Genomic DNA, 25038 nt, shown 5'->3' on the forward strand with positions numbered 1-25038 from the left:
GTCGGCTCCGGCCCGATCCTGGGCGGGGCCGGAAGCCGTTTTCCATCGTTTCGAGAGGTTGTTCGTGTCGGCCAGCACATCCCGTACGCTCCCGCCGGAGATCGCCGAGTCCGAGTCTGTGATGGCGCTCATCGAGCGGGGAAAGGCTGATGGACAGATCGCCGGCGATGACGTGCGTCGGGCCTTCGAAGCCGACCAGATTCCGCCGACCCAGTGGAAGAATGTTCTGCGCAGCCTCAACCAGATCCTCGAGGAAGAGGGTGTGACGCTGATGGTCAGTGCCGCGGAATCACCGAAGCGCACACGCAAGAGCGTCGCAGCGAAGAGCCCGGCGAAGCGCACCGCCACCAAGACGGTCGCGGCCAAGACGACCGTGACCACCACCAGGACCGTCGCCGCCTCCGCGGCCCCGTCCGCGGCCCCGTCCGAGACCATGGACGTGCCGGCCGACGAGGCCGAGGACGCCCCCAAGAAGGCCGTCGCCAAGAAGGCGGCCGTGAAGAAGACCGCCGCCAAGAAGACGGTGGCCAAGAAGACCGCGGCGAAGAAGACCGCCGCCAAGAAGGGCGACGACGAGGAGGCCGTCGAGGGCGACGAGCTCCTTGAGGACGCCGCGCCCGGCAAGGGCGACGACGAGGAGCCCGAGGGCGAGAGCAAGGGCTTCGTCCTGTCCGACGAGGACGAGGACGACGCTCCCGCCCAGCAGGTCGCCGTCGCCGGAGCCACCGCCGACCCGGTCAAGGACTACCTGAAGCAGATCGGCAAGGTCCCGCTGCTCAACGCCGAGCAGGAGGTCGAGCTCGCCAAGCGCATCGAGGCGGGCCTGTTCGCCGAGGACAAGCTGGCGAACGCCGACAAGCTCGCGCCGAAGCTCAAGCGCGAGCTGGAGATCATCGCCGAGGACGGTCGCCGCGCCAAGAACCACCTCCTGGAGGCCAACCTCCGTCTGGTGGTCTCCCTGGCCAAGCGCTACACCGGCCGCGGCATGCTCTTCCTGGACCTGATCCAGGAGGGCAACCTCGGTCTGATCCGCGCGGTCGAGAAGTTCGACTACACCAAGGGCTACAAGTTCTCCACGTACGCCACCTGGTGGATCCGTCAGGCGATCACCCGCGCCATGGCCGACCAGGCCCGCACCATCCGTATCCCGGTGCACATGGTCGAGGTCATCAACAAGCTCGCGCGCGTCCAGCGCCAGATGCTCCAGGACCTGGGCCGCGAGCCCACCCCGGAGGAGCTGGCCAAGGAGCTCGACATGACCCCCGAGAAGGTCATCGAGGTCCAGAAGTACGGGCGTGAGCCGATCTCGCTGCACACCCCCCTGGGTGAGGACGGCGACAGCGAGTTCGGTGACCTCATCGAGGACTCCGAGGCGGTCGTTCCGGCCGACGCGGTCAGCTTCACGCTCCTCCAGGAGCAGCTGCACTCGGTGCTCGACACCCTCTCCGAGCGTGAGGCGGGCGTGGTCTCCATGCGCTTCGGTCTCACCGACGGCCAGCCCAAGACGCTGGACGAGATCGGCAAGGTCTACGGCGTGACGCGTGAGCGGATCCGCCAGATCGAGTCCAAGACCATGTCGAAGCTGCGCCACCCGTCGCGTTCGCAGGTGCTGCGCGACTACCTCGACTAGGTCACGGTCGTTACGAACGAGGGCCCGGTCTCCCCGGCGGGAGACCGGGCCCTCGCGCGTACCCGCAGGTGCGGTGTGCCGCTCGTTGAATGACGCTGGGTGTGCCCGCGTCACCGAGAGTCAGGAGACCCTATGCGCCGCTCCACCGCCCGAGCCGTCATGGGGGCGGCCGCCCTCGCGGTCACCGCCCTGGGCGCGCCACCGCCCGCGGTTGCCGACGAGATCGTCATCGGGGGAAAAAAGGTCCAGATCTCGGACAGCCCCTGGGTGGTGGCCCTCTCCAGTCGTGACCGGTTCGGACGTACGCGCGCGGGCCAGTTCTGCGGGGGAGTGGTGGTCGCGCCCACCACGGTCCTGACGGCCGCCCACTGCCTGCGCAACGACGTGCTGGGCATGGCCGTGAGCCAGGTCCGCGACCTCAAGGTGATCGCGGACCGCACGGACCTGAAGACCGCCGACGGCCAGGAGATCCCGGTGAGCGCCACCTGGGTGAATCCGGGGTACAACACGGCGACCAACGCGGGCGACTGGGCCACGCTCACCCTGTCCAAGCCGCTGCCGGCCTCCTCGGTGATCCCGCTGGCCCCGGCGGGCGACCCGGGCTATCAGCCCGACACCCGGGCCACGGTCTACGGCTGGGGCGACACGACGGGTGCGGGCCGCTATCCGACCACCCTGCACGCGGGAGCCGTGTCGGTGCTGCCGGACGACGCTTGTGCGCGCGCCTACCCGCCGAACTCCGAAGGGTCCTACGACCCGGCCACCATGCTGTGCGCGGGCGATCCCAAGGGCGGCCACGACGCCTGTCAGGGCGACAGCGGCGGGCCGCTGGTGGCCGGGGGCAGGCTCATCGGCCTGGTGTCCTGGGGAAACGGCTGCGCCAAGGCCGAGTTCCCCGGTGTGTACACCCGGGTGTCGGCCGTCTCCCTGCCGTCGGGCACGGCTTCCTGACGCGGACATGAGAACGGGCGGCACTCCCCCTGCACGGGGAGTGCCGCCCGTCGCCGGCCTTGGACCGGCCCTGGCTCGTCGTGGTGCGAGGTCTCAGCGATCCTCGTCGCCCGTGGACTCGGGCACCGCCGTGAGGCGGTCCGTCTCGTCCTGTATGTCAGCGGCGATCTTCTTCAGTTCCGGCTCGAACTTACGTCCGTGATGAGCGCAGAAGAGCAGCTCGCCGCCGCTGGTGAGGACTACGCGAAGGTAGGCCTGTGCGCCGCAGCGGTCGCAACGGTCGGCGGCCGTCAGGGGGCTCGCGGGGGTCAGAACAGTAGTCACGTCGCCTCTTCTCTAGCTCGACGAGCTGTCGTACCAGGGTCAACATCCAACCAGGCCGAAAACGTTCCCGCTCGTGGCTTTTCCTCGAAAACTTCTTGGGTCAAGGTGGCTGTCTGCTGCCGGTTGGCGGCGAATGAGCCGTATTGCGGAGCTTTACGGGTTTCGCGTTGCTTGTCTTGTCTGGTCCTCCCGGCGGGGTTGCCGGTTGTTCATGAGGACGTGCCCGGAGCCTAAATGGTTCATGCCCTGATTGGGAACGTGATATCCGCATCACCCCCAGGAGGGATCGAACATGTTTGCGACGCTGGACTAGCATGAGGTTTCGCGAGGGTGGCGTTACAACGGCTCTACCAGGCCTCGGTACCCTCTGACCGGCGACCGACGCCGGCCCCTTACCCACCGGGGCGTCCATTGAAATTCAGCGAGGAGCGAACTGCGTGACCGCCGAGACGTCCGTTCCGTCCACTGCGCTGCTGAGCGGGGCAGACCGCGACGGCTCCAACTACACCGCTCGGCATCTGCTCGTACTCGAAGGCCTCGAAGCCGTCCGCAAGCGGCCCGGCATGTACATCGGGTCCACGGACAGCCGCGGCCTGATGCACTGCCTCTGGGAAATCATCGACAACTCCGTCGATGAGGCCCTGGGCGGCCACTGCGACCACATCGAGGTGATCCTCCACGACGACGCCTCCGTCGAGGTGCGCGACAACGGCCGGGGCATCCCCGTCGACGTCGAGCCAAAGACCGGCCTCTCGGGCGTCGAGGTCGTCATGACCAAGCTGCACGCCGGCGGCAAGTTCGGCGGCGGCTCCTACGCCGCCTCCGGCGGCCTGCACGGCGTGGGCGCCTCCGTGGTGAACGCGCTCTCGGCCCGCCTCGACGTCGAGGTGGACCGGAGCACCACGCACGCGATCAGCTTCCGCCGCGGCGTGCCCGGAATCTTCACCGAGCAGGGCCCCGACGCGCCCTTCGACCCCGGCAGCGGACTGCGCAAGGGCAAGCGCGTGCCCAAGGGCCGCACCGGCACCCGCATCCGCTACTGGGCCGACCGCCAGATCTTCCTCAAGGACGCCAAACTCTCCCTGGACACGCTCTACCAGCGGGCCCGCCAGACGGCGTTCCTGGTGCCCGGCCTGACCATCGTGGTCCGCGACGAGCGGGGCCTGGACGGCGAGGGCAAGACCGAGGAGACGTTCCGCTTCGACGGCGGCATCAGCGAGTTCTGCGAGTACCTGGCCGAGGACAAGGCCGTCAATGACGTCCTGCGCCTGTCCGGCTCGGGCACCTTCAAGGAGACGGTCCCAGTCCTGGACGACCGGGGCCACATGACGCCCACCGAGGTCACCCGTGAGCTCGGCGTGGACATCGCGCTGCGCTGGGGCACCGGCTACGACACCAACCTGAAGTCGTTCGTGAACATCATCGCCACCCCCAAGGGCGGCACCCACGTCACCGGCTTCGAGCGCTCGGTCACCAAGACCGTCAACGAGGTCCTGCGCGCCACGAAGATGCTCCGGGTCGCCGAGGACGACGTCGTCAAGGACGACGCCCTGGAAGGGCTCACGGCGGTCGTCACCGTCCGGCTGGCCGAGCCGCAGTTCGAGGGCCAGACCAAGGAGGTCCTTGGCACATCGGCGGCCAACCGGATCGTCGCCAATGTGGTCGCCAAGGAGCTCAAGGAGTTCTTGACCTCCACGAAGCGGGACGCCAAGGCGCAGGCGAGGGCCGTCCTCGACAAGATCGTCGCGGCCGCCCGCACCCGCATCGCGGCCCGTCAGCACAAGGAGGCGCAGCGCCGCAAGACCGCGCTGGAATCCTCCTCGCTGCCGGCCAAGCTGGCGGACTGCCGCAGCGACGACGTCGAGCGCAGCGAGCTGTTCATCGTCGAGGGCGACTCGGCGCTCGGCACCGCCAAGCTCGCCCGCAACTCCGAGTTCCAGGCCCTGCTGCCGATCCGGGGCAAGATCCTCAACGTTCAGAAGGCGTCGGTCTCCGACATGCTGAAGAACGCGGAGTGCGGCGCGATCATCCAGGTCATAGGGGCGGGCTCGGGCCGCACCTTCGACATCGACGCCGCGCGGTACGGCAAGATCGTGCTGCTCGTCGACGCCGACGTGGACGGCGCGCACATCCGCATCCTGCTGCTGACCCTCTTCCAGCGCTACATGCGCCCGATGGTCGAGGCAGGCCGGGTCTTCGCCGCGGTGCCGCCGCTGCACCGCATCGAGCTGGTGCAGCCCAAGAAGGGCCAGGACAAGTACGTCTACACGTACTCGGACAACGAACTGCGCAGCACCCTGCTGGAGTTCCAGCGCAAGAACATCCGCTACAAGGACACCATCCAGCGCTACAAGGGCCTCGGCGAGATGGACGCCGACCAACTGGCCGAGACGACCATGGACCCGCGTTTTCGGACCCTGCGCCGGATCAACATCGGCGACCTGGAGGCCTCCGAGCAGGTCTTCGATCTGCTGATGGGCAACGAGGTGGCGCCGCGCAAGGAGTTCATCACCAGCTCGGCCGCCACCCTGGACCGCTCACGCATCGACGCGTGATCCCGGCCGGACCCCGGCCCGGGCCCCGCCCGGCGAACGCCGGTCCGCGCGCTCGCGCGGACCGGCGTTCGCGTCTCTCCACCCCTGGGTGCAGACGCGACGTCCACCCACGGTCCACCTCCGCGCCGATGCCTCTGAGCAGGCGGTTTCCGTAGCGTCCCAGGCGTACGGACCGTTCCGTTCCCGTCGCCTGGAGGCTTCGATGTCCGCGCTCATGAACGTGTTGCCGGCCCTCGCCGCGGTCACGCTGATCCTGGTACGCCAGTTCAAGCCGCAGCAGGTGGGCGGCTCCCGGCGCTGGTGGATGCTCCCCGCGCTGCTGCTGTTCTTCTCGGTGAAGAACGGCGGCCTGGTGGACCAGCACCACCGCTCGGGCTCGCTCGTGCTGCTGGGCGCGGAGGTCCTGATCGGGGTGCTCATGGGCGTCGGCTGGGCCCTGACGTCGAAGACCTGGACCGAGGCGGACGGCACGGTGTGGTCGCGTGGCACCGGGGCCACCGCCGGGATCTGGTTGCTCGGCATCCTCGTGCGCGTCGGGCTCGCCGGGCTCGGCGCCCTGGCCGGGATCCACCTGGGCATGGGTGCCATCCTGCTCGCCCTCGCCGCCTCCCTCCTGGTGCGCGGCGGCCTCCTGATGTGGCGGACCCAGCCGGCCCCGGCGTCCTACGGTGCGCCGGCCGCGGCGGCAGGCGCCGGCTCCGCCCGGCAGTCCCGGCGCGGCTCACTCGACTGACGCCATTTCCATCACCCAATGGGGTGAAGGGGTGCTCCTGGCGAGCGCCGGGCGGGCCGCCTCTGCTCATCCTTGGGCACTGGCCCAACGGGGCCGTGAGCAAGGAGAGTTGTTCGGTGGAGAAGCAGGAAGGGCGTGACTCCGCGGCGGCGCGGATCGACGACCCTTGGTACGACACCATCGCCTCCGGGTGGGGCGAGCTGGAGGGCGACGCGGTGGCCGCGACCGTGCCCGCCCAGCAGCGGGCGGGCGAGGACGAACGTGCCGGCGCGGCCGAGATCTACCTCGAAGTGCACCGCAGCGCGGCCTTTGGGGAGGTGCGCCGCCGCTATCGCCGGTTCGTCGTCCCGGCCGCCCTCGCCTTCTTCGCCTGGTATCTCGCCTACGTGATCACCGCGGTCGGCGCCCCGGACCTCATGGCACGCCCGGTGGCCGGCGCGGTGAACGTGGCGATGGTCGCGGGACTGGCCCAGTTCCTCACCACCTTCCTGCTGACCTGGGCCTACGCCCGTCACGCCCGGCTGCGCAGGGACCACGCCGCGCTGGAGCTGCGCTGGGTCGTGTTCGAGCAGAACCAGCAGAACCGGCGCCACCACCGGCACAGCGGCCCCTGGGGAGGGACCATCACGGCCCGGCGGGACGAAGGACAGGAAACGACACGGGGAGCCGACAAGTGATCGCCGGTGGGGACCAGCAGACTCTGGCGCTGCTCCTGTTCAGCGCGTTCGTGGCGGCGACGCTCGCCATCACCACCTGGGTGAGCCGCAACCGGCACGGCTCGGCCGAGGAGTTCTACACGGGCGGCCGGCTCTTCTCCCCCATGGAAAATGGTTTTGCCATCGCGGGCGACTACATGTCGGCCGCCTCCTTCCTCGGCATCTCCGGCCTCATCGCCCTGTTCGGCTACGACGGCATGCTCTACTCCGTGGGCTTCCTCGTCGCGTGGCTTGTGGTGCTGCTCCTGGTCGCCGAACTCGTCCGCAACTGCGGGAAGTTCACGCTGGCCGACGTGGTCGCCGCCCGGATGAGCGAGCGGCCGGTGCGGATCGCGGCGGGAACTTCCTCGGTCACCGTGTCCGTTCTCTATCTGGTGGCGCAGATGGTCGGCGCGGGCAGCCTGGTCGCCCTGCTGCTCGGTGGCACGAGCGGCGCCGCGCGGAACTGGACGGTGATCGGGGTGGGCGCCCTGATGGTGGTCTATGTGTCGCTCGGCGGCATGCGGGCCACCACCTGGATCCAGATCGTGAAGGCCGTCCTGCTCATGGCCGGCACGATCACCCTCACCGTGCTCGTGCTGCTGCGCTTCCACGGCGACATCAATCTGCTGCTGAACACCGCGGCCGAACACAGCGGCCACGGAAAGGAGTTCCTGGCACCCGGCCTCAAATACGGCGGCGACTGGACGGCGCGGCTCGACTTCATCAGCCTCGGTCTCGCCCTGGTCCTCGGCACGGCCGGACTGCCGCACATCCTCTCGCGCTTCTACACCGTGCCCACCGCCCGGGCCGCCCGCCGCTCGGTCATCTGGTCCATCGGCCTCATCGGCGGCTTCTACCTGATGACGATCGTGCTCGGCTTCGGCGCGGCCGCGCTGGTCGGCACCGCCGAGGTCAAGGCGTCCAACCCGGCGGGCAACACCGCCGTCGCACTGCTCGCCTACCACCTGGGCGGCGGAGCCGGCTCCACCGGCGGCACAGTCCTGTTCGCCGTGGTCGCCGCGGTCGCCTTCGCCACGATCCTCGCCGTGGTCGCGGGCATCACCCTCGCGTCCTCCGCCTCCGTCGCCCACGATCTGTACGCCTCCCTCAAGCGCGGGCACGCCAAGCAGCGCAGCGAGGTCGCGGTCGCGCGGGTCGCGGCGGTGGGGATCGGGGCGGTGGCCATCGCGCTCGGCCTGCTGGCCCGCGACCTCAACGTGGCGTTCCTGGTCGGCCTCGCCTTCGCGGTGGCCGCGTCGGCGAACCTGCCGGTGCTCCTGTACTCGCTGTTCTGGCGGAACTTCACGACGCGGGGCGCCGTGTGGTCGGTGTACGGGGGCCTGATTCCCGCGCTGATCCTGGTGCTCGTCTCGCCCGTGGTCTCGGGCAGCCCCGAATCCCTCTTCCCCGGCGTGGACTTCCAGTTCTTCCCGCTGCAAAACCCCGGCCTGCTCTCCATCCCCCTCGGGTTCCTCGCGGGCTGGCTCGGCACGGTGACCTCGCACGAGGTGGCGGACGAGCTCAAGCACGCGGAGGCGGAGGTACGGGCCCTGACCGGCGCGGGAGCGGCGTAGGACCCCGCCGTCTCACACCGCCCACGCGTAGCGGTGTTCCGGGCGTCCCGTCTCGCCGTAGCGCAGGGTCAGGCGCAGGCGCCCGGACTGTTCGAGCAGACGCAGATAGCGCTGGGCCGTGGACCGGCTCAGGCCGGTGCGTCCGGCGACCTCGTGGGCGGACAGCGGGTGGTCGGCGTCGTGCAGGACGTCGCGGATCAGTTCCGCTGTCGGCACCGAGTGGCGGCTCGGCAGCCCGGTGCGCAGCGCGGCGAAGATCCGGTCTACCTGCTCCTGGTCCTGCGCCGCCGGCCCCGCGCCCGAGGTGTCCGCGGCCCGGTCCACCGTGCGCCGCAGCGTCGCGTACGCGTCGAGCTTGGCCCGCAGCCCCGCGAAGGTGAACGGCTTCACCAGATAGTGCAGGGCGCCGTGGCGCATCGCGGCCTGGACGGTCGCCACATCGCTCGCCGACGTCACCATGATCACGTCGGTGTGGTGGCCCCGTTGGCGCATCCGGCGCACCAGGCTGAGCCCGGTCTCGTCGGGCAGGAAGTGGTCGAGCAGGACCAGATCGATCCGGTGGCGCTCCAGGGCGGCCAGCGCCTGCGCGGCGCTGTGCGCCCGCGCCGCCACCCGGAAGCCGGGAACCTTCCCGACGTACGCCGCGTTGATCTCAGCGACCCGGAAATCGTCGTCCACGACCAGGACATCGATCACGACGCATCCCTTCCCGAGGCCGCGACAGCGGTGCCGCGCGCCGATGTCGCGCTGAACTCCGCAGTTGTATCGCGCGCAAAACGAGCACAACAGGGGTCTGCGCGCAGAAGTACGTCCAGCGCGCACAAGGCTGACGCCCGCGGCGGCCCGCGCCTACGGTCCCGCTCCATGAACACAGACACCAGCCCCGCCATCGAGCTGAGGGGCGCGGGCAAGGCGTTCCGTACGCCGTCGGGCGCCGCGCACATCGCCGTACGGGACCTCGATCTCACCGTGTGCCAGGGTGAGTTCGTGGTCGTCGTCGGTCCCACCGGCTGCGGCAAGTCGACCACGCTGACCCTGGTCAGCGGCCTGGAGGAGCCCACCTATGGTGAGGTTTTCGTGGCCGGGGAGCCGGTCCGCGGCATCGGGGACAAGGTCGGCTTCGTCTTCCAGCAGGACGCCGTCTTCCCTTGGCGCACCGTGCTCTCCAACGTCATGGCGGGCCCGCGCTTTCGCGGCGTGGCGAAGGCCGAAGCCAAGGAGATGGCCCGCGCCTGGCTCGCCCGGGTCGGCCTGAGCGCCTTCGAGGACCGCTATCCGCACCAGCTCTCCGGCGGCCAGCGCAAGCGCGTCGCGCTCGCCGCCACCTTTGTGAACGACCCGCGCATCCTGCTGATGGACGAGCCGTTCTCGGCCCTCGACGTGCAGACCAGAGCCCTGATGTCGGACGAACTCCTCGAGCTCTGGACGGGCAGCGGGGCCTCGGTCGTGTTCGTCACCCACGACCTGGAGGAGTCCATCGCCCTGGCCGACCGGGTCGTCGTGATGACGGCGGGCCCCGCCACCGTGAAACGGGTCTTCGACATCGGCCTGCCACGCCCGCGCAAGGTCGAGGAGGTGCGCCTCGAACCACGCTTCCTTGAGATCTACCGGGAGATCTGGCAGTGCCTGGGCGAAGAGGTCCGCATCACCAGGGAGCGGAGCGTCACCGATGCCGCCTGACACTCAGGGCGCGTCGCCGACGGCGCCGGACGCTCACGGTGCCTCGCCGATGCCGCCTGACGTACACGGTGCCTCGTCCACGGCGCCGGAGACGCACGGTGCGTCGCCGACGGCGCCGGACGCTCACGGTGCGTCGCCGATGCCGCCTGACGTACACGGTGCCTCGTCCACGGCGCCGGAGACGCACGGTGCGTCGCCGACGGCGCCTGACGTACACGGTGCCTCGTCGACGGTGCCGGACGCTCACGGTGCCTCGTCCACGGTGCCTGACGCACACAGTGCGCCGCCGATGCCGCCGGACGCTCACGGTGCCTCACCGACGCCGCTCGACGCCCCCGCCCCGTCCGGCGCCAAGGGCGCGACGCGTGCCCGGGCTGCCCGCAACCGCCGTCTTCTGGTCCTCGGCAGCCGCGTCCTGCTCCTGGTCGTGGTCTTCGGCGCCTGGGAAGTGCTGGCCCGCGCCGAGGTCATCGACGCCTTCAACTTCTCGATGCCCTCGGCCATTTGGCGCCAGATACGGGAGTGGGCCGAGCACGGCACCGCGCAGGGTTCGCTCTGGGAGCAGATCTGGTACACGCTCTACGAGGCGCTGCTCGGCTGGGCCGTCGGGGTGGTCGCGGGTGTGGTGCTGGGCATCGCCCTTGGCCGGATCCGCTTCCTCGCCGACGTGCTCGGCCCCTACATCAAGGTGCTCAACGCCATCCCGCGCATCGTGCTCGCGCCCGTCTTTTTGATCTGGTTCGGGCTCGGCCCTGCCTCCAAGGTCGCCTCCGCCGTCGTCCTCGTCTTCTTCCCGGTCTTCTTCAACGCCTTCCAGGGCGCCCGCGAGGTCGACCGGAACCTGGTGGACCACGCCCGCGTCCTGGGCGCGAGCAAGCAGCGCGTGACCCTTCAGGTGGTCATCCCCTCCGCCACCTCCTGGATCTTCACCAGCCTTCACGTCAGCTTCGGCTTCGCGCTGATCGGGGCGATCGTCGGCGAGTACATCGGCGCGACCAAGGGCCTCGGGCTCCTGGTGGCCGCCTCGCAGGGAACCTTCAACGCCGCCGGTGTGTACGCGGCGATGGCCATTCTGGCGGTGGTCGCGCTGCTGACCGAGGCTCTGCTCACCTTCGCCGAACGGCGGCTGTTCCGCTGGCGCCCGGCCGAGTCCGCCACCGACCGCTGACGAGACCCGCCGCCCCCGGACGGCTCCCGCTCCGTACGCGGAACGCCAACGCGCGCCGCGTACCCCCTCCCGTACCCCCTCCGTACCCCACCCGTGATCACAGGGACGTGATGATCATGCACGGCAGCAACTCCGACGCCGCACCAGGCGGCCTCAACTCCCCAGCGGCATCGCCTCGTTCAGCGCGCCCGGCCGCGCGCAGCGCACCCCGCGCCCGCCTCGCCGGCGGCCTCTGCGTCGCTCTCCTGATGACGCTCTCCGCCTGCGGCGGCCACGCGGCGTCGGACACCAGGAGCGCGTCCGGGCAGGCCACCGTCAAGATCATGGTCGGCGGCCTCGACAAGGTCATCTATCTGCCCGCGATGCTGACCCAGCGGCTCGGCTACTTCCAGGCCGAGGGCCTGGACGTGCGGTTGCTGACCGAACCGGCCGGGGTGCAGGCCGAGACCGCGCTCATCTCCGGTGACGTCCAGGGCGCCGTCGGCTTTTACGACCACACCCTCGACCTTCAGGTGAAGGGCAAGAAGGTGGAGTCCGTGGTGCAGTTCTCGCACGCGCCGGGCGAGGTGGAGGTCGTCTCCACGCGGGCCGCGGCGGGCATCGGGTCGCCCCAGGACTTCAAGGGCAAGAAGCTCGGGGTCACCGGGCTCGGGTCGTCGACGGACTTCCTCACCAAGTACCTCGCGGTCCGCGACGGGGTGAAGACCAGCGACTTCACCCCCGTCGCGGTCGGGGCGGGACAGACCTTCATCGCCGCGTTGAAGCAGGGCTCCATCGACGGCGGCATGACCACCGACCCGACGGTCGCCGCCCTCCTCGACCAGAAGCTCGGCAAGGTCCTGATCGACATGCGCACGCCCGAGGGCTCACGGCAGGCGCTCGGCGGTCCCTATCCGTCCTCCAGTCTGTACATGAACACGCAGTGGGTGAACGATCACCGGCAGACGGTGCAGAAGCTGGTCAACGCCCTGGTGAAGACGTTGCGTTGGATGTCCACGCACAGTGCGCTGGAGATCGTGGCCAAGATGCCGGCGGACTACGCGCAGGGCGGCAAGGCGCTCTACGCGCAGGCGATCGAGTCCACGCTGCCGATGTTCACCAAGGACGGCGTCATGCCCGAGAACGGTCCTGAGACGGTCGAGCGCGTACTCAAGGCGTTCAATCCCAACCTCAAGTCGGCCAAGGTCGATCTGTCCGGGACCTACACGACGGAGTTCGTGAAGAAGGTCCCGCAGGGCTGACGCGCCCGCGCCGATCCACCGCGGGCCGCACCCGCCGACCGCCGCCCCCCGGCTACCGCGAGGCCACCCACGCGTAGCGGTGCTCGGGGCGGCCCGTCTCGCCGTAGCGCAGACCGAGCCGCACCCGGCCGGCCCGCTCAAGGAGCTTCAGATAGCGCTGAGCGGTCTGACGGCTCACCCCCGCCCGCTCCGCGATCTCCTGGGTCGCGAGCGGGCCCTCGGCCGCCTTGAGCACCCGGCGCAGCAGATCGGCGGTGGTGGGGGAGTGGCCCTTGGGAAGGTCGGGCTCGGCCGGGACGGACAGCGCCCCGAAGATCCGGTCCACCTCCGCCTGCTCGGCCTCGCCGCCACCGTCCAGGGTCCGGCGCAGCACGGCGTACGCCTCCAACTTGGCGCGCAGGCCGGCGAAGTTGAAGGGCTTGACCAGATACTGCAACGCGCCCTGACGCATCGCGGCCTGCACGGTGGCCACATCGCGGGCCGCCGTCACCATGATCACGTCGGTGTGGTGGCCCAGCGCCCGCAGCTCCCGCACGAAGGCGAGCCCGTTCTCGTCCGGCAGATAGTGATCGAGCAGCACCAGATCCACCGGCTGCGCCACGACCCGGGCCAGCGCCTGGGCGGCCGAATGCGCGAGCGCCACCACCCGGAAGCCGGGAACTTTCGCGGTGTAGGCGGCATTGATGTCGGCGACCCGGGGATCGTCGTCCACGACCAGTACGTCGATCACCGCGCCTCCTCGACGGGCCTTCGTCGCCCGTCCGTGCTCGTGACGGAGCCCGCATCCGTGCTCGTGACGGAGCCGGCCTCCGTGCTCGTGTGCGGCGTCTCGCCCAGCGCGTCGGGCAGTACGACGGTGAACTCCGCCCCGCCGTCCGGACCGTCGGCGACGCGCGCGCCGCCGCCCATGCGCTCCGCGAACCTGCCCACCAGCGCGAGCCCGAGCCCCCGCTTGCCGTGCGCGGGCGCCTCCTTGGTCGTCCAGCCCTCGGTGAAGACCAGCTCCCGCAGCTCGGCGGGGATGCCGGGACCGTTGTCACGGACCCGTACGACCACCGTGCGTCCCTCGGCGCGCAGCTCCACCTCCACCGCGGCGCCGGGCACCCCGGCCGTCGCGTCCAGCGCGTTGTCGACGAGGTTGCCGATGACGGTGACCAGGCCGCGGGGATCGACGAGCCGGTCCGGCAGCAGGGTCGCGGGGGACAGACCGAGGGCCACCGCGCGCTCGGCGGCGACCGTCGCCTTGCCGACCAGGACGGCGGCGAGCAGCGGATCCTCGACCTTCTCCGTGACCTGCTCGGCGGTGGCCCGGTGCACCCCGACGACCTCGGTGACGAAGTCGGCGGCCTCCTCGTACAGCTCCAGTTCGAGCAGGCCCAGCAGGGTGTGCAGCCGGTTGGCGTGCTCGTGGTCCTGGGCGCGCAGGGCGTCGATAAGGCCGCGCGTCGAGTCCAGTTCGCGGCCCAGGCGTTCCAGCTCGGTACGGTCGCGCAGGGTCGCCACGGCGCCGCCGTCCTGCGTCGGCATCCGGTTGGCGACCAGGACGCGGTGGCCGCGCACGGTCAACAGGTCGGTGCCCTCGACCCGGCCCGCGAGGACCTCCGTCGTACGTCCCGCGCCCAGCGCGTCGTCCAGGGCCTGCCCGGCCACTTCGGGTCCGACGCCGAGCAAACGCTGCGCCTCGTCGTTGAGGAGTCTGATGCGCCCGCCCCGGTCGAGTGCGACCACGCCCTCACGGATGGAGTGCAGCATCGCCTCACGTTCGGCGAGCAGCATGGAGATGTCGGAGAACGCCAGGTCACGGGTCTGCCGGTGGATGCGCCTTGCGATGAGGTAGGCGGCGAGCGCGCCCACCGCGAGCGCGCCGCCCGCATACGCGAGCAGCCCCGGGATCGCGTGCAGGAGCCGGGCCCGGACGCTGTCGTACTCGATGCCCACCGACACGGCGCCCACGATCGTGCCACGGGCGTCGCGCAGCGGGACCTTGCCGCGGGCCGAGCGGCCCAGGGTGCCGCTGTCGATCTCCATGACGTCGTGGCCGGCCAGCGCGTCCTTCGGGTCGGTGGAGACGACCCGGCCGATCTCACGGGGGTCGGTGTGCGACCAGCGCACCCCTCGCGTGTCCATGACCACCACGTACTCGGCGCCCGTCGCGCGCCGCACGCGTTCCGCCTCGGCCTGCACCGGGCCGCCGGCGGAGGGCGGGGTGGAGCGCAGGTCGTCGGCGAGCCGGGGCTGGGCGGCGGTCGTGGCGGCGATGGCGAGGGCACGCCGCATGGCCTGGTCGTCGAGCTGGGCGCCGAGCGGGGCGAGGAAGAGCCCGGTGGCCAGCACGGCCACACCGGCCGCGATGGCCAGTTGCATGAGGAGCACCTGGGAGAAGACCCGCCGTGGCCAGCCCAGACGCCGCCTGCGGGGCGCGGGCCTGGTCGGGTGGGCGGTCATGGGTAGGCACGTTAGACGGCCCGGACCGCTTCCCGGAATGCCTCCGGGATCACAGTGCGGTCTCCCCGGCCCGCGACGGCCCGCGCGGCGCGCCCGGTCGTCGCGGGCCGGGCGCGCCGCGCGGGTCGTCGCGGGCCGTCGCCGGGGCTCAGCCGCGGCGGTCTGCGGATCACATGACGCTGTCCGTGCGCAGCGGGCCCGCCGTGACGCGCAGGGTCCGCACGCGTGGCGGCTCCTGTCGCTCCAGCTCGAAGATGTGCGTGAACGGCGCGCGCACCACGTGCTCCGGGTGGCTCTTCTTGGCCATGACGGCCTCGCCGCGCAGCAGCCGGACGCCATTGTCCGTGGTCCAGTACTCCAGGACCTCATGGCTGATGTGCAGCGGTGCGTCGATCTTGACGAAGAACGACTTGATGGCCTCGACGCCATGGATGTGGGCGGTGCCGAAGTACATGTCGGTGTCCTCGGTGAGAGGCGCGAACCCCTCGTCGAAGTCCAGTGTGTCGATGGCGTCCATGAACGCGAGGATCCACTCGGGGACGGCTGTGGCGTGGGCGGTGTCCGGCATGAGGGCGCTCTCCTGGTCAGGCCGCGGCGGGCAGCGCGGCGAGGAAGGCATGGATCTCGGCGTTGACGGCCGCCGGGTTCTCGCGGGCCGCGAGATGGGCGGTATGGGGCAGCACACGGAAGGTGCTGCCTTCGATGGCGTCGGCCATGCGCCGCACCACGTGCACGGGGAACTGGCTGTCCTCCTCGCCCGCGATGATCAGGACGGGCGTGTCCCGGATGGTGCTCAGACGGCGGTGCTCGTCCTTGCGGCCGATCAGGATGCTCCGCAGCGCCCAGGCGACGGACTTGGGGTCGTCGCGCAGGACGAACGTGATGAAGTCGAGGAATTCGGGGTTCGTGGCCTCGGCCGTGGGGCCGGCGAAGGCGGCGCGCGCGGCCTTGACGGCCAGCGGCGGCATGCTCGCGCGCAGCGAGAGGAGGGCGGAGAGCCCGGTGGCCCAGACACTCTCGAAGGTCGAGGGCAGGGACGCGGTGCAGTTGATGCCGATCGCCGCGATGGTGCGGCGCGGGTGGTACGCGGGGAAGACCCCCGCCAGCATGCCGCCCCAGCTGTTGCCGACCAGGACGCAGCGTTCGATGCCGAGCGCGTCAAGGATCTCCACGAGGGCGTCGGAGCACTCCCTCAGGTCGATGATCCTGCGCAGGGCTTCGGACTTGCCGTGGCCCGGGCTGTCGATGAGGACGAGACGGTGGGTGGGGGCGAAGTGCTCGTACTGGTACTGCCACATCGTGCCGTCCATCATCAGGCTGGGCCAGCACACCATGGCGGGGCCGTCGGGGCGGCCGCCGACGCGGACGTTGATGTCTCCCAGGGCGGTGGGGATCAGCTGCTCGGTGACGTCGTGGAGCCAGACGGAGGTCATGTGCGGTTCCTCTCCGTGGTCGTTGAGGCGACACTTGGTAGCGTAGCGCTACTAGTATCAAACCGCTACCACTGGCCCCGGGGTGTGTCAGTGTGGCCCTTCCTCCGGCTGTGCCGGGTGCAGGGACGAGGCTTCGACCGGCCGGTGACAGCTGCTACAGGCGAGATAGGGCTCGGTCGGCCTGCCGCACGCGGTGTGCACCAGGGGGTGGCGCGTGAGGTCGCCGTCCGTCGCGTGGGCCTCGGCCCAGCGCGTGATGGTCACGATGGCGGGCACGACCAGTTCGCGGGCGCTGTCGGTGAGCCGGTACTCGTACCACGGCTTGTCCGGGCGGTAGGCGTGCTTGGTCAGCAGGCCCAGCTCGGTCAGGCTGGCCAGCCGCGCGGTGAGGATGTTCGCCGAGATGCCGAGGGCGCGTTTGAGCTCGCCGAACCGGCCGACGCCGAAGAACACCTCCCGCAGGATCTGGTAGTTCCAGCGCTCGGAGATGGCGGACAGGAACTCCTGGCCGTGCTGGAAGGTGAGGTGACCCTTTTGGTCGGACATGGGCTTCTCCCGCCCCCGCCGGCCCGGCGGTGAGTGGTCTGGTCGGTACTGAAGGGCACGTAGGAGTGAGACGTTACTGGCTCGCCGCAGCGCCCGGGCGGCCCGTGGACGGCCCCTGGAGGGGGAGGGGCCGTGGCGGGCGGGGGCCGGTGTAGTGGCCGCTGGGGCGCATCCGCAGGGGCCGCTCCGCGTACTCCTCCAGGGCGTGCGCGATCCAGCCGGCGGTGCGGGCCACCGCGAACACGGTCTCGCCGGCCTCCGCCGGCATGCCGAAGGCGACGCTCATGACGGCGAGCGCGAGATCGACGTTGGCGTACAGGGCGGTGTGCCGGGCTGTCGTGTCCACCACGTCGCGCGCCGCCGCCAGCGCGTCCGCCGCCCGCGGGATGGCGTCGAGCAGCGCGAACAGGGCGGTGGCGCGCGGGTCTTCGCCGGTGTACAGCCGGTGTCCGAGGCCGGGTACGCGCCGCCCCGAGCGCAGATGGTCGGCGACGACCGGGGCCGCGCCGCCGCGCTCGAGCACCTCGGCCAGGGTGCGGTGGGCCAGGCCGCTCGCCGCGCCGTGCAGCGGCCCCTCCAGCGCGCCGAGCCCGGCCGAGACCACGGCGTAGGGGTGGGCTCGGGCGGACGCGGCGACCCGGGCGGCGAGCGTGGAGGCCGCGAGGTCGTGGTCGATGAGCAGCGCGAGTGCCGTGTCCAGCAAGCCAATTGACGCCGCGTCAGGTACCTGCGGGGTAAGGCGCCGCCACAGCCGCCCGGCGAGGCGGCCCCCGTCGTCCCCGTCGTCCGTGTCGTCCGTGTCGTCCGCGTCGCTTTCGGTCCTGGCCGCCTTCGGCAGCGCGCCGACCAGGGTCGGGATCAGCATCCGGCCGCAGCCGAGGACGGCCGAGGGGTCGAGGTCGAAACGCAGTGGGTCGGCGGCGGAGACGGCGACCGCGGCGACCCGCAGCCGGTCCATGGCGCCGCTGTGCGCGGGCAGCGCACCGGCGGCGCGCCGGGCCGCTTCGAGGAAGGGTGGCGGCGCGGTGAAGCGGGCGCCGCGCGTCAGCTCCCCGGTCCACACCCACTCCGCGACCTCCTCGAAGCCGTAGGCCGTGGCGAGTTCGACGGCGTCGACGCCGCGGAAGAAGTAGCGGTCCTTGTCGATCAGGGTCAGGGCGGTGGGGAAGCTCAGCTCGCCGCCCGTGGCGCCGGCGGCGGACGGCTCGCGGCGGTTGCCGCGCCGGGCCAGCGCGTCGACCTCCCGCGCGTCGAAGGTGGAGCCCCGGCCGCCGGGCGCGCGCTCACTGCTCAGCTGCCCCCGGCTGACGTACGCGTAGACCGTCTCGGGCTTCACGCCGAGCCGCTGGGCCGCCTCGCGGGTGGTGAGCCGTGCCTGTTCCGTCATGGGGTCACCGTATCCATATTGATTGAGTGGATCAGAATCAATGTTGACACCTTGTAATCAATCATAGACAGTCGAATCAAGATGAAGCATGGAAGATGCAGCACTGAAGGAGGCAGTCACATGGCCGGCACCGTCACCGCCCCCGCCGCGGCACCCCGCGGGCTCGCGGGCGTCGTCGTCACGGACACCGAACTCGGCGACGTCCGAGGCCGCGAGGGGTTCTACCACTACCGCCAGTACTCGGCCGTGGAGCTCGCGGGAGCCCGCACGTTCGAGGACGTCTGGTACCTGATGTTCCACGGCGAGCTGCCCGGCGCCGGGGCCCGCGCCGCCTTCGCCGCCCGCACGGCGGGGCTGCGCCACCTGCCCGACGGCGTACGGGAGGCGCTGCCGGGGATCGCCCGCACCGGAGCCCGTTCGGGGCCGCTGGCCGGACTGCGCACCGCGCTCTCCCTGCTCGGCGCGGCCAGGGGCTTCAAGCCGGTGTACGACCTGGACCCGCGCGAACGCGCCGAGGACGCGCTCGCCGCCTGCGCCGCCGTCCCCACCCTGCTCACCGCGCTGCACCGGCTCGGCCAGGGACGTGAGCCGGTCGAGCCCCGCGACGATCTCCCCTACGCCGCCAACTACCTCTACATGCTGACCGGTTGTGAGGCCGAGCCCGAGCGGGTCCGCGCCGTGGAGCAGTACCTCATCTCGACGATCGACCACGGCTTCAACGCCTCCACCTTCACCGCCCGCGTCGTCGCCTCCACCGGCGCCGATGTCGCGGCGAGCCTGGTCGCCGCGGTCGGCGCGCTCTCGGGCCCCCTGCACGGCGGCGCGCCCAGCCGCGCCCTCGACACCCTGGACGCGATCGGCACCCCCGACCGCATCGACGGCTGGATCCGCGAACGCGTCCTGGCCGGTGACCGGATCATGGGCTTCGGGCACCCCGTCTACCGCACCGAGGACCCCCGCTCCCGCATGCTGCGCGGCATCGCGCAGAGCTTCGGCGGACAGCTGGTCGACTTCGCCGTCGAGGTGGAGCGCCAGGTCGAGGCGATCCTGGCCGAACTCAAGCCGGGCCGTGAGCTGCACACCAATGTGGAGTTCTACGCCGGTGTGGTCATGGAACTGTGCGGCCTGCCCCGCGAGATGTTCACGCCCACCTTCTGTGCCGCCCGGGTCGTGGGCTGGAGCGCCAACATTCTCGAGCAGTCGGCGGATTCGAAGATCATCCGCCCGGCGGCGCGCTATGTGGGGCCGCCCCCGCCGCAGCCCGTCCCCGCTGCCTGAGCCCGCTCCTCGCGGCGCCGCACGCCGGGCCCGCCGGCTCCTGCCGGGGCGGGGCGGGGTCAGCCCCGGCAGGGGTAGGCGGGAAGCGTCAGGGAGTTGGCCGCGCGGGCGAGCTCGACGGGGGAGGGCCTGCTGTCGCCCGACCTGTTCTGGGCGAGCCGCTGGTTGCGGTGGACGTAGTCGCGGGTCAGGAGCTCGTAGCGGGCGAAGGCGCCGCGATGGTCGTGGGGCCTGTTGCCGAGCTCACCCGCCAGTACGTAGGCGCCTGCAAGCGCGAGACTGGTGCCCTGGCCCGAGCGGGGCGAGGGGCAGTAGCCCGCGTCGCCCACCAGGGTGACCCGCCCCTTGGACCAGTGGTCGAGGCGGACTTGGCTCATCGAGTCGAAGTAGAAGTCCGGCGCGCTGCCCATGCGTTCCAGGAGCCGGGGCGTCTCCCAGCCGACCCCGGCGAACCGGTCGGCCACCAGGGCCCTGTGGCGGACGGGATCGCGGTGGTCGATGTCCAGCTCGGGGGAGTGGAACAGAAGGATCGCCCTCGCCTCGGTGTTGTCGCGCGTGCTGTAGACGCCGACCAGCTCCTGGGGGGTCATGTGGAAGGTCTGCCAGTGATCCAGCGCGAGGAAGTTGTCCACGCTGAAGATCGCGAGATAGCTGCCGAGGAAACGCAGGTGGGAGGACTCCGGCCCGAAGACCAGTCGGCGCACCCCCGAGTGCAGGCCGTCCGCGCCGATCACCAGGCCGAAGCGGCGCGGGCGTTCGTGCCGGAAGCGGACCTCGACACCGTCGTCGTCCTGCGCGATGGCGGTGATGACGTCGTCGAACAGGAACTCCGTGCCGTAGCGGCTCACGTCGAACAGCAGCGTGGTCAGATCGTCCCGCATCAGCTCGACGTCGTCGTTGTCAATCACCCCGCCCGTGAAGGTTTCCTCGGTGGAGCGCGACAGTTCCACGCCGTCGCCGTCCACCACCGACATGCCGCGCATGCCGGTCGTCACGGACCGGACCTTGTCGAGAAGGTTCATCCGGTCCATGACCTGTAAGGCGCAACCCCGGATGTCGATGGCCTGCCCGCCCTTGCGCAGACCCGGAGCCCGCTCCACCACGGTCGGCCGGAACCCGGCCCGCTGCAACCAGTAGGCCAGCGTCAGCCCTGCCACACTGGCCCCGGAGATCAAGACGTTCCTGTTGTGCATGGCGCGCTCCCGGTGCTGGTCGTATGCATCCTGGAGACCGCTTCACCCGCTCTCCGGGGATACGTCGAGTCGTGACAGGCTGAGTCTCGACAGCGTGCCGGGGGGCCGCAATACACAAAACGGCAAGGAATCGTTGCGTTCCGGGCAATGTCCGCGAGAGCGGGCAGCCGGCGGGCACGGACAACCAGCAGGCACAGACAACCAGCAAGCACAGAGGCCGGGTCCGGCCGCCGCCGGTGGGGGCGGCGTCGGGGGACGCGGCTCGCGGAAAGGTCCCAGGTGAACAACCCCGGCCGGCAGATCCCCGTCATCGTCCTCGCGGGCTTCCTCGGCTCGGGCAAGACCACCCTGCTCAACCATCTGCTCAGGGCCTCACGCGGCACCCGTATCGGCGCCATCGTCAATGACTTCGGATCCATCGAGATCGATGCCATGACGGTGGCGGGCCGGCTCGGCGACTCCACCGTCTCACTCGGAGGCGGCTGTCTGTGCTGCGCCGTGGACAGCAGCGAACTCGACCGCTACCTCGACAAGCTCACCCGTCCCGCCGCTCGCCTCGACGTCATCGTCATCGAGGCGAGCGGTCTGGCCGAACCGCAGGAGCTCCTCAAGATGCTGCTCGCCAGCGAGAACCCGCGCATCGTTTATGGGGGCCTGGTCGAGGTCGTCGACGCGGCGGAGTACGAGGCGACGCGCGAGCACCACCCCGAGATCGAGCGGCACGTGGCCATCGCCGACCTCGTCGTGCTCAACAAGACGGACCGGGTGGACGCCGGTGACCTGGCCCGGCTGCGGGCCTCGCTGCCCGAGGCGGCCGCCGTGGTCGAGTCCGCGTACGGCCGCGTCGACCCGGAGCTCTTCTTCGACCGCAGGCCCGTCACGGAACGGGTCGGGCAGCTGGCCTTCGACGACCTGCTCGACGACGTGCTCGACGACCTGCCCGGTGGCGAGGAGCCCGGCCGCTCCTGCGGGCACGACCCGCATGGGCCCGGCTGCCCGGGCCATGGCGGGCACCTGCACGCCGGGTACACGTCTGTCGCCTTCACCTCGCAGGTGCCCCTCGACCCGCGCCGCCTCATGGCCTTCCTGGACACCCGGCCCGAAGGCCTCTACCGCGTCAAGGGGTTCATCGACTTCGGCGCCGCCGATCCCCGCAACCGCTACAGCCTGCACGCGGTCGGCCGGTTCCTGCGCTTCTACCCCGAGCCGTGGACGCCCGGCCAGGAGCGCCGCACCGACCTCGTCCTGATCGGCGCCGGCATCGACGCGCCCGCCCTGGACCAGCACCTCGCCGGCTGCGTGAGCGACGACCCGGGCGCCGTCCCCGCCGAACACGCGATGTGGGGCGTGTTGCGTTACGTACCCGAGCCCGAGCCCGTACCCGAGCCCGAGGCGGAGGCCGAGCCCGAGTCCGGCATCGAGGCCCCAGAGGAGTGGGAAGAGGCCGGGGAGATCGGTGAACTCCCCGGCCCCCTGGGCTAGTTGACGCCCGTGCCCGTGCCCGCGCCTGCCACCGCGCTCGCGCCCCGTCCCCGTCTCCGTCCTACGCGATGGGGCCCGAAAGGACCGCGACCGGCGAGGGCAGCGGCGTGCCCGAACCGTCACGGCGCGGGTCGGGCTCGGGGAGCTGGGCCGGGGTGCCGTTGCTCTGGGCCGCGCGCGCCGGAGCTGGTCCCGCCCAGGCCAGCACCAGCTTGTCCTCGCCCTTGAGGAAGCGCTGACAGCGCACCCCGCCGGTGGCCCGGCCCTTGCGCGGGTACTGGTCGAAGGGCGTCAGCTTGGCGGAGACCGCCGCGTCGCCGAGCAGGGTGGCGCCCGAGCCCGCGACCGTGAACACCGCCCCGTCCCCGCCCGGGTCGACCGCCGTGAACGAGATGACCTTGGCGCCGTCGGCCAGCTTGATGCCGGCCATACCGCCGGCGGGCCGGCCCTGGGGGCGCACCTGCTGGGCCTGGAAGCGCAGGAGCTGGGCGTCGTCGGTGATGAAGACCAGGTCCTCCTCGCCGGTGCGCAGCTCGGCCGCGCCCACGATCCGGTCACCGTCCTTGAGGGTGATGACCTCCAACTCGTCCTTGTTGGCCGGGTAGTCGGGCACCACACGCTTGACGACGCCCTGCTCGGTGCCGATGGCCAGACCCGGTGAGGACTCGTCGAGGGTGGTGAGGCACACCACCGTCTCGTCGGGGTCCAGCGAGGACAGGAACTCCGAGACGGGGGCGCCGCCCGAGAGGTTGGGGGCGGACGCCGTGTCCGGGAGCCGGGGCAGGTCGATCACCGCGAGGCGCAGCAGCCGCCCGCTGGACGTCACCACGCCCACGTCGCCGCGCTGGGTGGCCGGCACGGACGAGACGATCACGTCGTGCTTGACGCGCTTGTCGTCCTCGCCGGGTGTGAACGGCTCGGCGCCCGCGGTGCGCGCCAGCAGGCCCGTCGAGGACAGCAGCACCCGGCACGGGTCGTCCGCGACTTCGAGGGGGACGGCCGCCACGGTTGAGCCCGCCGATTCGAGCAGGACCGTGCGCCGGTCGGTGCTGAACTTCTTTGCCACCGCCGCCAGTTCGGCCGAGACCAGCTTGCGCAGCTCGCCGTCGGAGTCCAGGATCCCGGTCAGTTCGTCGATCTCGCCGCTCAGGCGGTCGCGCTCGCTCTCCAGCTCGATGCGGTCGAACCTGGTGAGCCGGCGCAGCGGGGTGTCCAGGATGTACTGCGTCTGGATCTCGCTGAGCGAGAAGTGCTCGATCAGCCGTTCCTTGGCCTGCGCCGAGTTGTCACTCGACCGAATGATCCTGATGACCTCGTCGATGTCGACCAGGGCCACGAGCAGGCCCTCGACCAGGTGCAGCCGGTCGCGGCGCTTGGTGCGGCGGAACTCGCTGCGCCGGCGCACCACGTCGAAGCGGTGGTCGAGGTAGACCTCAAGGAGCTCCTTGAGGCCGAGGGTGAGCGGCTGGCCGTCCACCAGGGCCACGTTGTTGATGCCGAAGGACTCCTCCATCGGCGTCAGCTTGTACAGCTGCTCCAGGACGGCCTCGGGGACGAAGCCGTTCTTGACCTCGATGACCAGGCGCAGACCGTGCGAACGGTCGGTGAGGTCCTTCACGTCGGCGATGCCCTGGAGCTTCTTCGAGCCGACCAGGTCCTTGATCTTGGAGATGACCTTCTCCGGGCCGACCGTGAAGGGCAGCTCGGTGACGACCAGGCCCTTGCGGCGCGCCGTCACGTTCTCCACCGACGCCGTGGCCCGGATCTTGAAGGTGCCGCGCCCCGAGGCGTAGGCGTCCTTGATGCCCTGCAAACCCACGATCCGGCCGCCGGTCGGCAGGTCGGGGCCCGGCACGAAGCGCATCAGCGCCTCCAGATCCGCCTGCGGATGGCGGATCAGATGGCGGGCGGCGGCGATGACCTCGCCCAGGTTGTGCGGCGGCATATTGGTGGCCATGCCGACCGCGATCCCGGACGAGCCGTTGACAAGCAGGTTCGGATAGGCGGCCGGCAGGGCGACCGGCTCCCGCTCCTGGCCGTCGTAGTTCGACGTGAAGTCGACGGTGTCCTCGTCGATCGACTCCGTCATCAGCGACGTGGCGTCGGCCATCTTGCACTCGGTGTACCGCATGGCGGCCGGCGGGTCGTCGTTGCCGAGCGATCCGAAGTTGCCGTGGCCCTGGACCAGCGGAAGGCGCATGGAGAACGGCTGCGCCATGCGCACCAGGGCGTCGTAGATGGAGGCGTCACCGTGCGGGTGCAGCTTGCCCATCACCTCGCCGACGACGCGGGCGCACTTCACATAGCCCCGGTCGGGGCGCAGGCCCATCTCGTTCATCTGGTAGACGATGCGGCGCTGGACGGGTTTCATGCCGTCCCGCGCGTCCGGCAGGGCCCGCGAGTAGATCACGGAGTACGCGTACTCGAGGAAGGAGCCCTGCATCTCGTCGACGACGTCGATGTCGAGGATCCGCTCCTCGAAGTCGTCGGGCGGCGGCGGGGTCTTCGTGCTGCGGCGGGCCATCGCGGCTGCTGCTCCTTCACGTACCGGATCGGGGCTGGATCCGACCATTGTGGACCGTCCCACTGACAACGCCGACCGCGACCCGGGAACTTCGCCAGGTGCCCGCGCGCTTGCATACAGTGGCAGGACTTCTCAACCCAGGACTTCCCTCCGCACGTACTCCACACTGCGGTACTGCACATCGGATACGAAGGGA

The 25038-nt window shown here is 70.8% G+C and carries 21 protein-coding genes; 11 read left to right on the forward strand and 10 right to left on the reverse strand.

From position 1 onward, the window contains the following. The first annotated feature begins 64 nt into the window (after window positions 1-64). Both ABR738_RS30095 and ABR738_RS30100 read left to right on the forward strand, forming a co-directional pair. Window positions 65-1630 (forward strand): RNA polymerase sigma factor, encoded by a 1566-nt coding sequence (locus ABR738_RS30095; RefSeq protein ID WP_350233080.1) that lies wholly within the window; start codon window positions 65-67, stop codon window positions 1628-1630. Window positions 1631-1762: 132 nt separating this feature from the next. After that, complete coding sequence (locus tag ABR738_RS30100; protein ID WP_350233081.1) at window positions 1763-2581, forward strand: S1 family peptidase; 819 nt, start codon at window positions 1763-1765, stop codon at window positions 2579-2581. 93 nt (window positions 2582-2674) lie between these two features. Here the strand turns inward: ABR738_RS30100 and ABR738_RS30105 are convergent, their stop codons facing one another. Next, window positions 2675-2905 (reverse strand): DUF7455 domain-containing protein, encoded by a 231-nt coding sequence (locus ABR738_RS30105; protein WP_100575885.1) that lies wholly within the window; start codon window positions 2903-2905, stop codon window positions 2675-2677. Window positions 2906-3342: 437 nt separating this feature from the next. On the opposite strand from ABR738_RS30105, the gene ABR738_RS30110 reads away from it, so the two are divergent. The 4 genes from ABR738_RS30110 to ABR738_RS30125 all read left to right on the forward strand — a co-directional run bounded on the left by ABR738_RS30110 (window position 3343) and on the right by ABR738_RS30125 (window position 8465). Further along, entirely contained in the window at window positions 3343-5460 is a 2118-nt protein-coding gene (locus ABR738_RS30110) for a DNA gyrase/topoisomerase IV subunit B (protein ID WP_350233082.1), read from the forward strand. A gap of 202 nt (window positions 5461-5662) precedes the next feature. Continuing rightward, complete coding sequence (locus ABR738_RS30115; RefSeq protein WP_350233083.1) at window positions 5663-6193, forward strand: DUF1453 domain-containing protein; 531 nt, start codon at window positions 5663-5665, stop codon at window positions 6191-6193. Window positions 6194-6309: 116 nt separating this feature from the next. After that, window positions 6310-6870, forward strand: a complete 561-nt coding sequence (locus tag ABR738_RS30120) for a DUF485 domain-containing protein (RefSeq protein ID WP_350233084.1) — start codon at window positions 6310-6312, stop codon at window positions 6868-6870. Then, window positions 6867-8465 (forward strand): monocarboxylic acid transporter, encoded by a 1599-nt coding sequence (locus ABR738_RS30125; protein WP_350233085.1) that lies wholly within the window; start codon window positions 6867-6869, stop codon window positions 8463-8465. Before ABR738_RS30120 ends, ABR738_RS30125 begins: the two co-directional genes overlap by 4 nt. A 12-nt stretch (window positions 8466-8477) precedes the next feature. Here ABR738_RS30125 and ABR738_RS30130 read toward each other — a convergent pair whose 3' ends face one another. Then, on the reverse strand, window positions 8478-9161 hold the full coding sequence (locus tag ABR738_RS30130; protein ID WP_350233086.1) for a response regulator: 684 nt from the start codon (window positions 9159-9161) through the stop codon (window positions 8478-8480). A 168-nt stretch (window positions 9162-9329) separates the two neighbouring features. Between ABR738_RS30130 and ABR738_RS30135 the strand changes: the two genes are divergently transcribed. The 3 genes from ABR738_RS30135 (at window position 9330) to ABR738_RS30145 (ending at window position 12554) form a co-directional block, all read left to right on the forward strand. Then, a complete protein-coding gene (locus tag ABR738_RS30135) occupies window positions 9330-10145 on the forward strand; it encodes an ABC transporter ATP-binding protein (RefSeq protein ID WP_350233087.1) in 816 nt (271 codons plus the stop codon). A 289-nt stretch (window positions 10146-10434) separates the two neighbouring features. Continuing rightward, entirely contained in the window at window positions 10435-11313 is an 879-nt protein-coding gene (locus ABR738_RS30140; RefSeq protein ID WP_350233088.1) for an ABC transporter permease, read from the forward strand. 248 nt (window positions 11314-11561) lie between these two features. After that, window positions 11562-12554 carry an ABC transporter substrate-binding protein gene (locus ABR738_RS30145; RefSeq protein WP_350233089.1) on the forward strand — a complete coding sequence of 331 codons (993 nt, stop codon included), beginning with the start codon at window positions 11562-11564 and terminating at the stop codon, window positions 12552-12554. A gap of 52 nt (window positions 12555-12606) precedes the next feature. Here the strand turns inward: ABR738_RS30145 and ABR738_RS30150 are convergent, their stop codons facing one another. From ABR738_RS30150 to ABR738_RS30175, 6 genes are all read right to left on the reverse strand, one after another. Beyond that, on the reverse strand, window positions 12607-13284 hold the full coding sequence (locus tag ABR738_RS30150; RefSeq protein ID WP_350233090.1) for a response regulator: 678 nt from the start codon (window positions 13282-13284) through the stop codon (window positions 12607-12609). After that, window positions 13281-14999: a sensor histidine kinase gene (locus ABR738_RS30155; protein WP_350233091.1), complete on the reverse strand. Its 1719-nt coding sequence runs from the start codon at window positions 14997-14999 to the stop codon at window positions 13281-13283. The genes ABR738_RS30150 and ABR738_RS30155 overlap by 4 nt, the downstream gene beginning before the upstream one ends. A gap of 169 nt (window positions 15000-15168) precedes the next feature. Continuing rightward, a complete protein-coding gene (locus ABR738_RS30160; RefSeq protein WP_350233092.1) occupies window positions 15169-15567 on the reverse strand; it encodes a nuclear transport factor 2-like protein in 399 nt (132 codons plus the stop codon). A 16-nt stretch (window positions 15568-15583) separates the two neighbouring features. Further along, a complete protein-coding gene (locus ABR738_RS30165) occupies window positions 15584-16432 on the reverse strand; it encodes an alpha/beta fold hydrolase (protein ID WP_350233093.1) in 849 nt (282 codons plus the stop codon). 87 nt (window positions 16433-16519) lie between these two features. Continuing rightward, window positions 16520-16978 carry a winged helix-turn-helix transcriptional regulator gene (locus ABR738_RS30170; protein ID WP_350233094.1) on the reverse strand — a complete coding sequence of 153 codons (459 nt, stop codon included), beginning with the start codon at window positions 16976-16978 and terminating at the stop codon, window positions 16520-16522. A 73-nt stretch (window positions 16979-17051) separates the two neighbouring features. Next, window positions 17052-18365, reverse strand: a complete 1314-nt coding sequence (locus ABR738_RS30175; RefSeq protein WP_350233095.1) for a citrate/2-methylcitrate synthase — start codon at window positions 18363-18365, stop codon at window positions 17052-17054. A gap of 120 nt (window positions 18366-18485) precedes the next feature. Here ABR738_RS30175 and ABR738_RS30180 point away from each other — a divergent pair, with 120 nt between their 5' ends. Beyond that, complete coding sequence (locus ABR738_RS30180) at window positions 18486-19643, forward strand: citrate synthase (RefSeq protein ID WP_350233096.1); 1158 nt, start codon at window positions 18486-18488, stop codon at window positions 19641-19643. Between the two features lie 59 nt (window positions 19644-19702). Here ABR738_RS30180 and ABR738_RS30185 read toward each other — a convergent pair whose 3' ends face one another. Continuing rightward, window positions 19703-20836: an FAD-dependent monooxygenase gene (locus tag ABR738_RS30185; RefSeq protein WP_350233097.1), complete on the reverse strand. Its 1134-nt coding sequence runs from the start codon at window positions 20834-20836 to the stop codon at window positions 19703-19705. A 279-nt stretch (window positions 20837-21115) separates the two neighbouring features. Between ABR738_RS30185 and ABR738_RS30190 the strand changes: the two genes are divergently transcribed. After that, on the forward strand, window positions 21116-22318 hold the full coding sequence (locus ABR738_RS30190) for a CobW family GTP-binding protein (RefSeq protein WP_350233098.1): 1203 nt from the start codon (window positions 21116-21118) through the stop codon (window positions 22316-22318). Window positions 22319-22379: 61 nt separating this feature from the next. Here ABR738_RS30190 and ABR738_RS30195 read toward each other — a convergent pair whose 3' ends face one another. Continuing rightward, window positions 22380-24842 (reverse strand): DNA gyrase/topoisomerase IV subunit A, encoded by a 2463-nt coding sequence (locus ABR738_RS30195; RefSeq protein WP_350233099.1) that lies wholly within the window; start codon window positions 24840-24842, stop codon window positions 22380-22382. Window positions 24843-25038: the final 196 nt, after the last annotated feature.

It is taken from the genome of Streptomyces sp. Edi4 (genome assembly GCF_040253615.1).
In the GTDB taxonomy this organism is placed as follows: Bacteria; Actinomycetota; Actinomycetes; order Streptomycetales; family Streptomycetaceae; genus Streptomyces.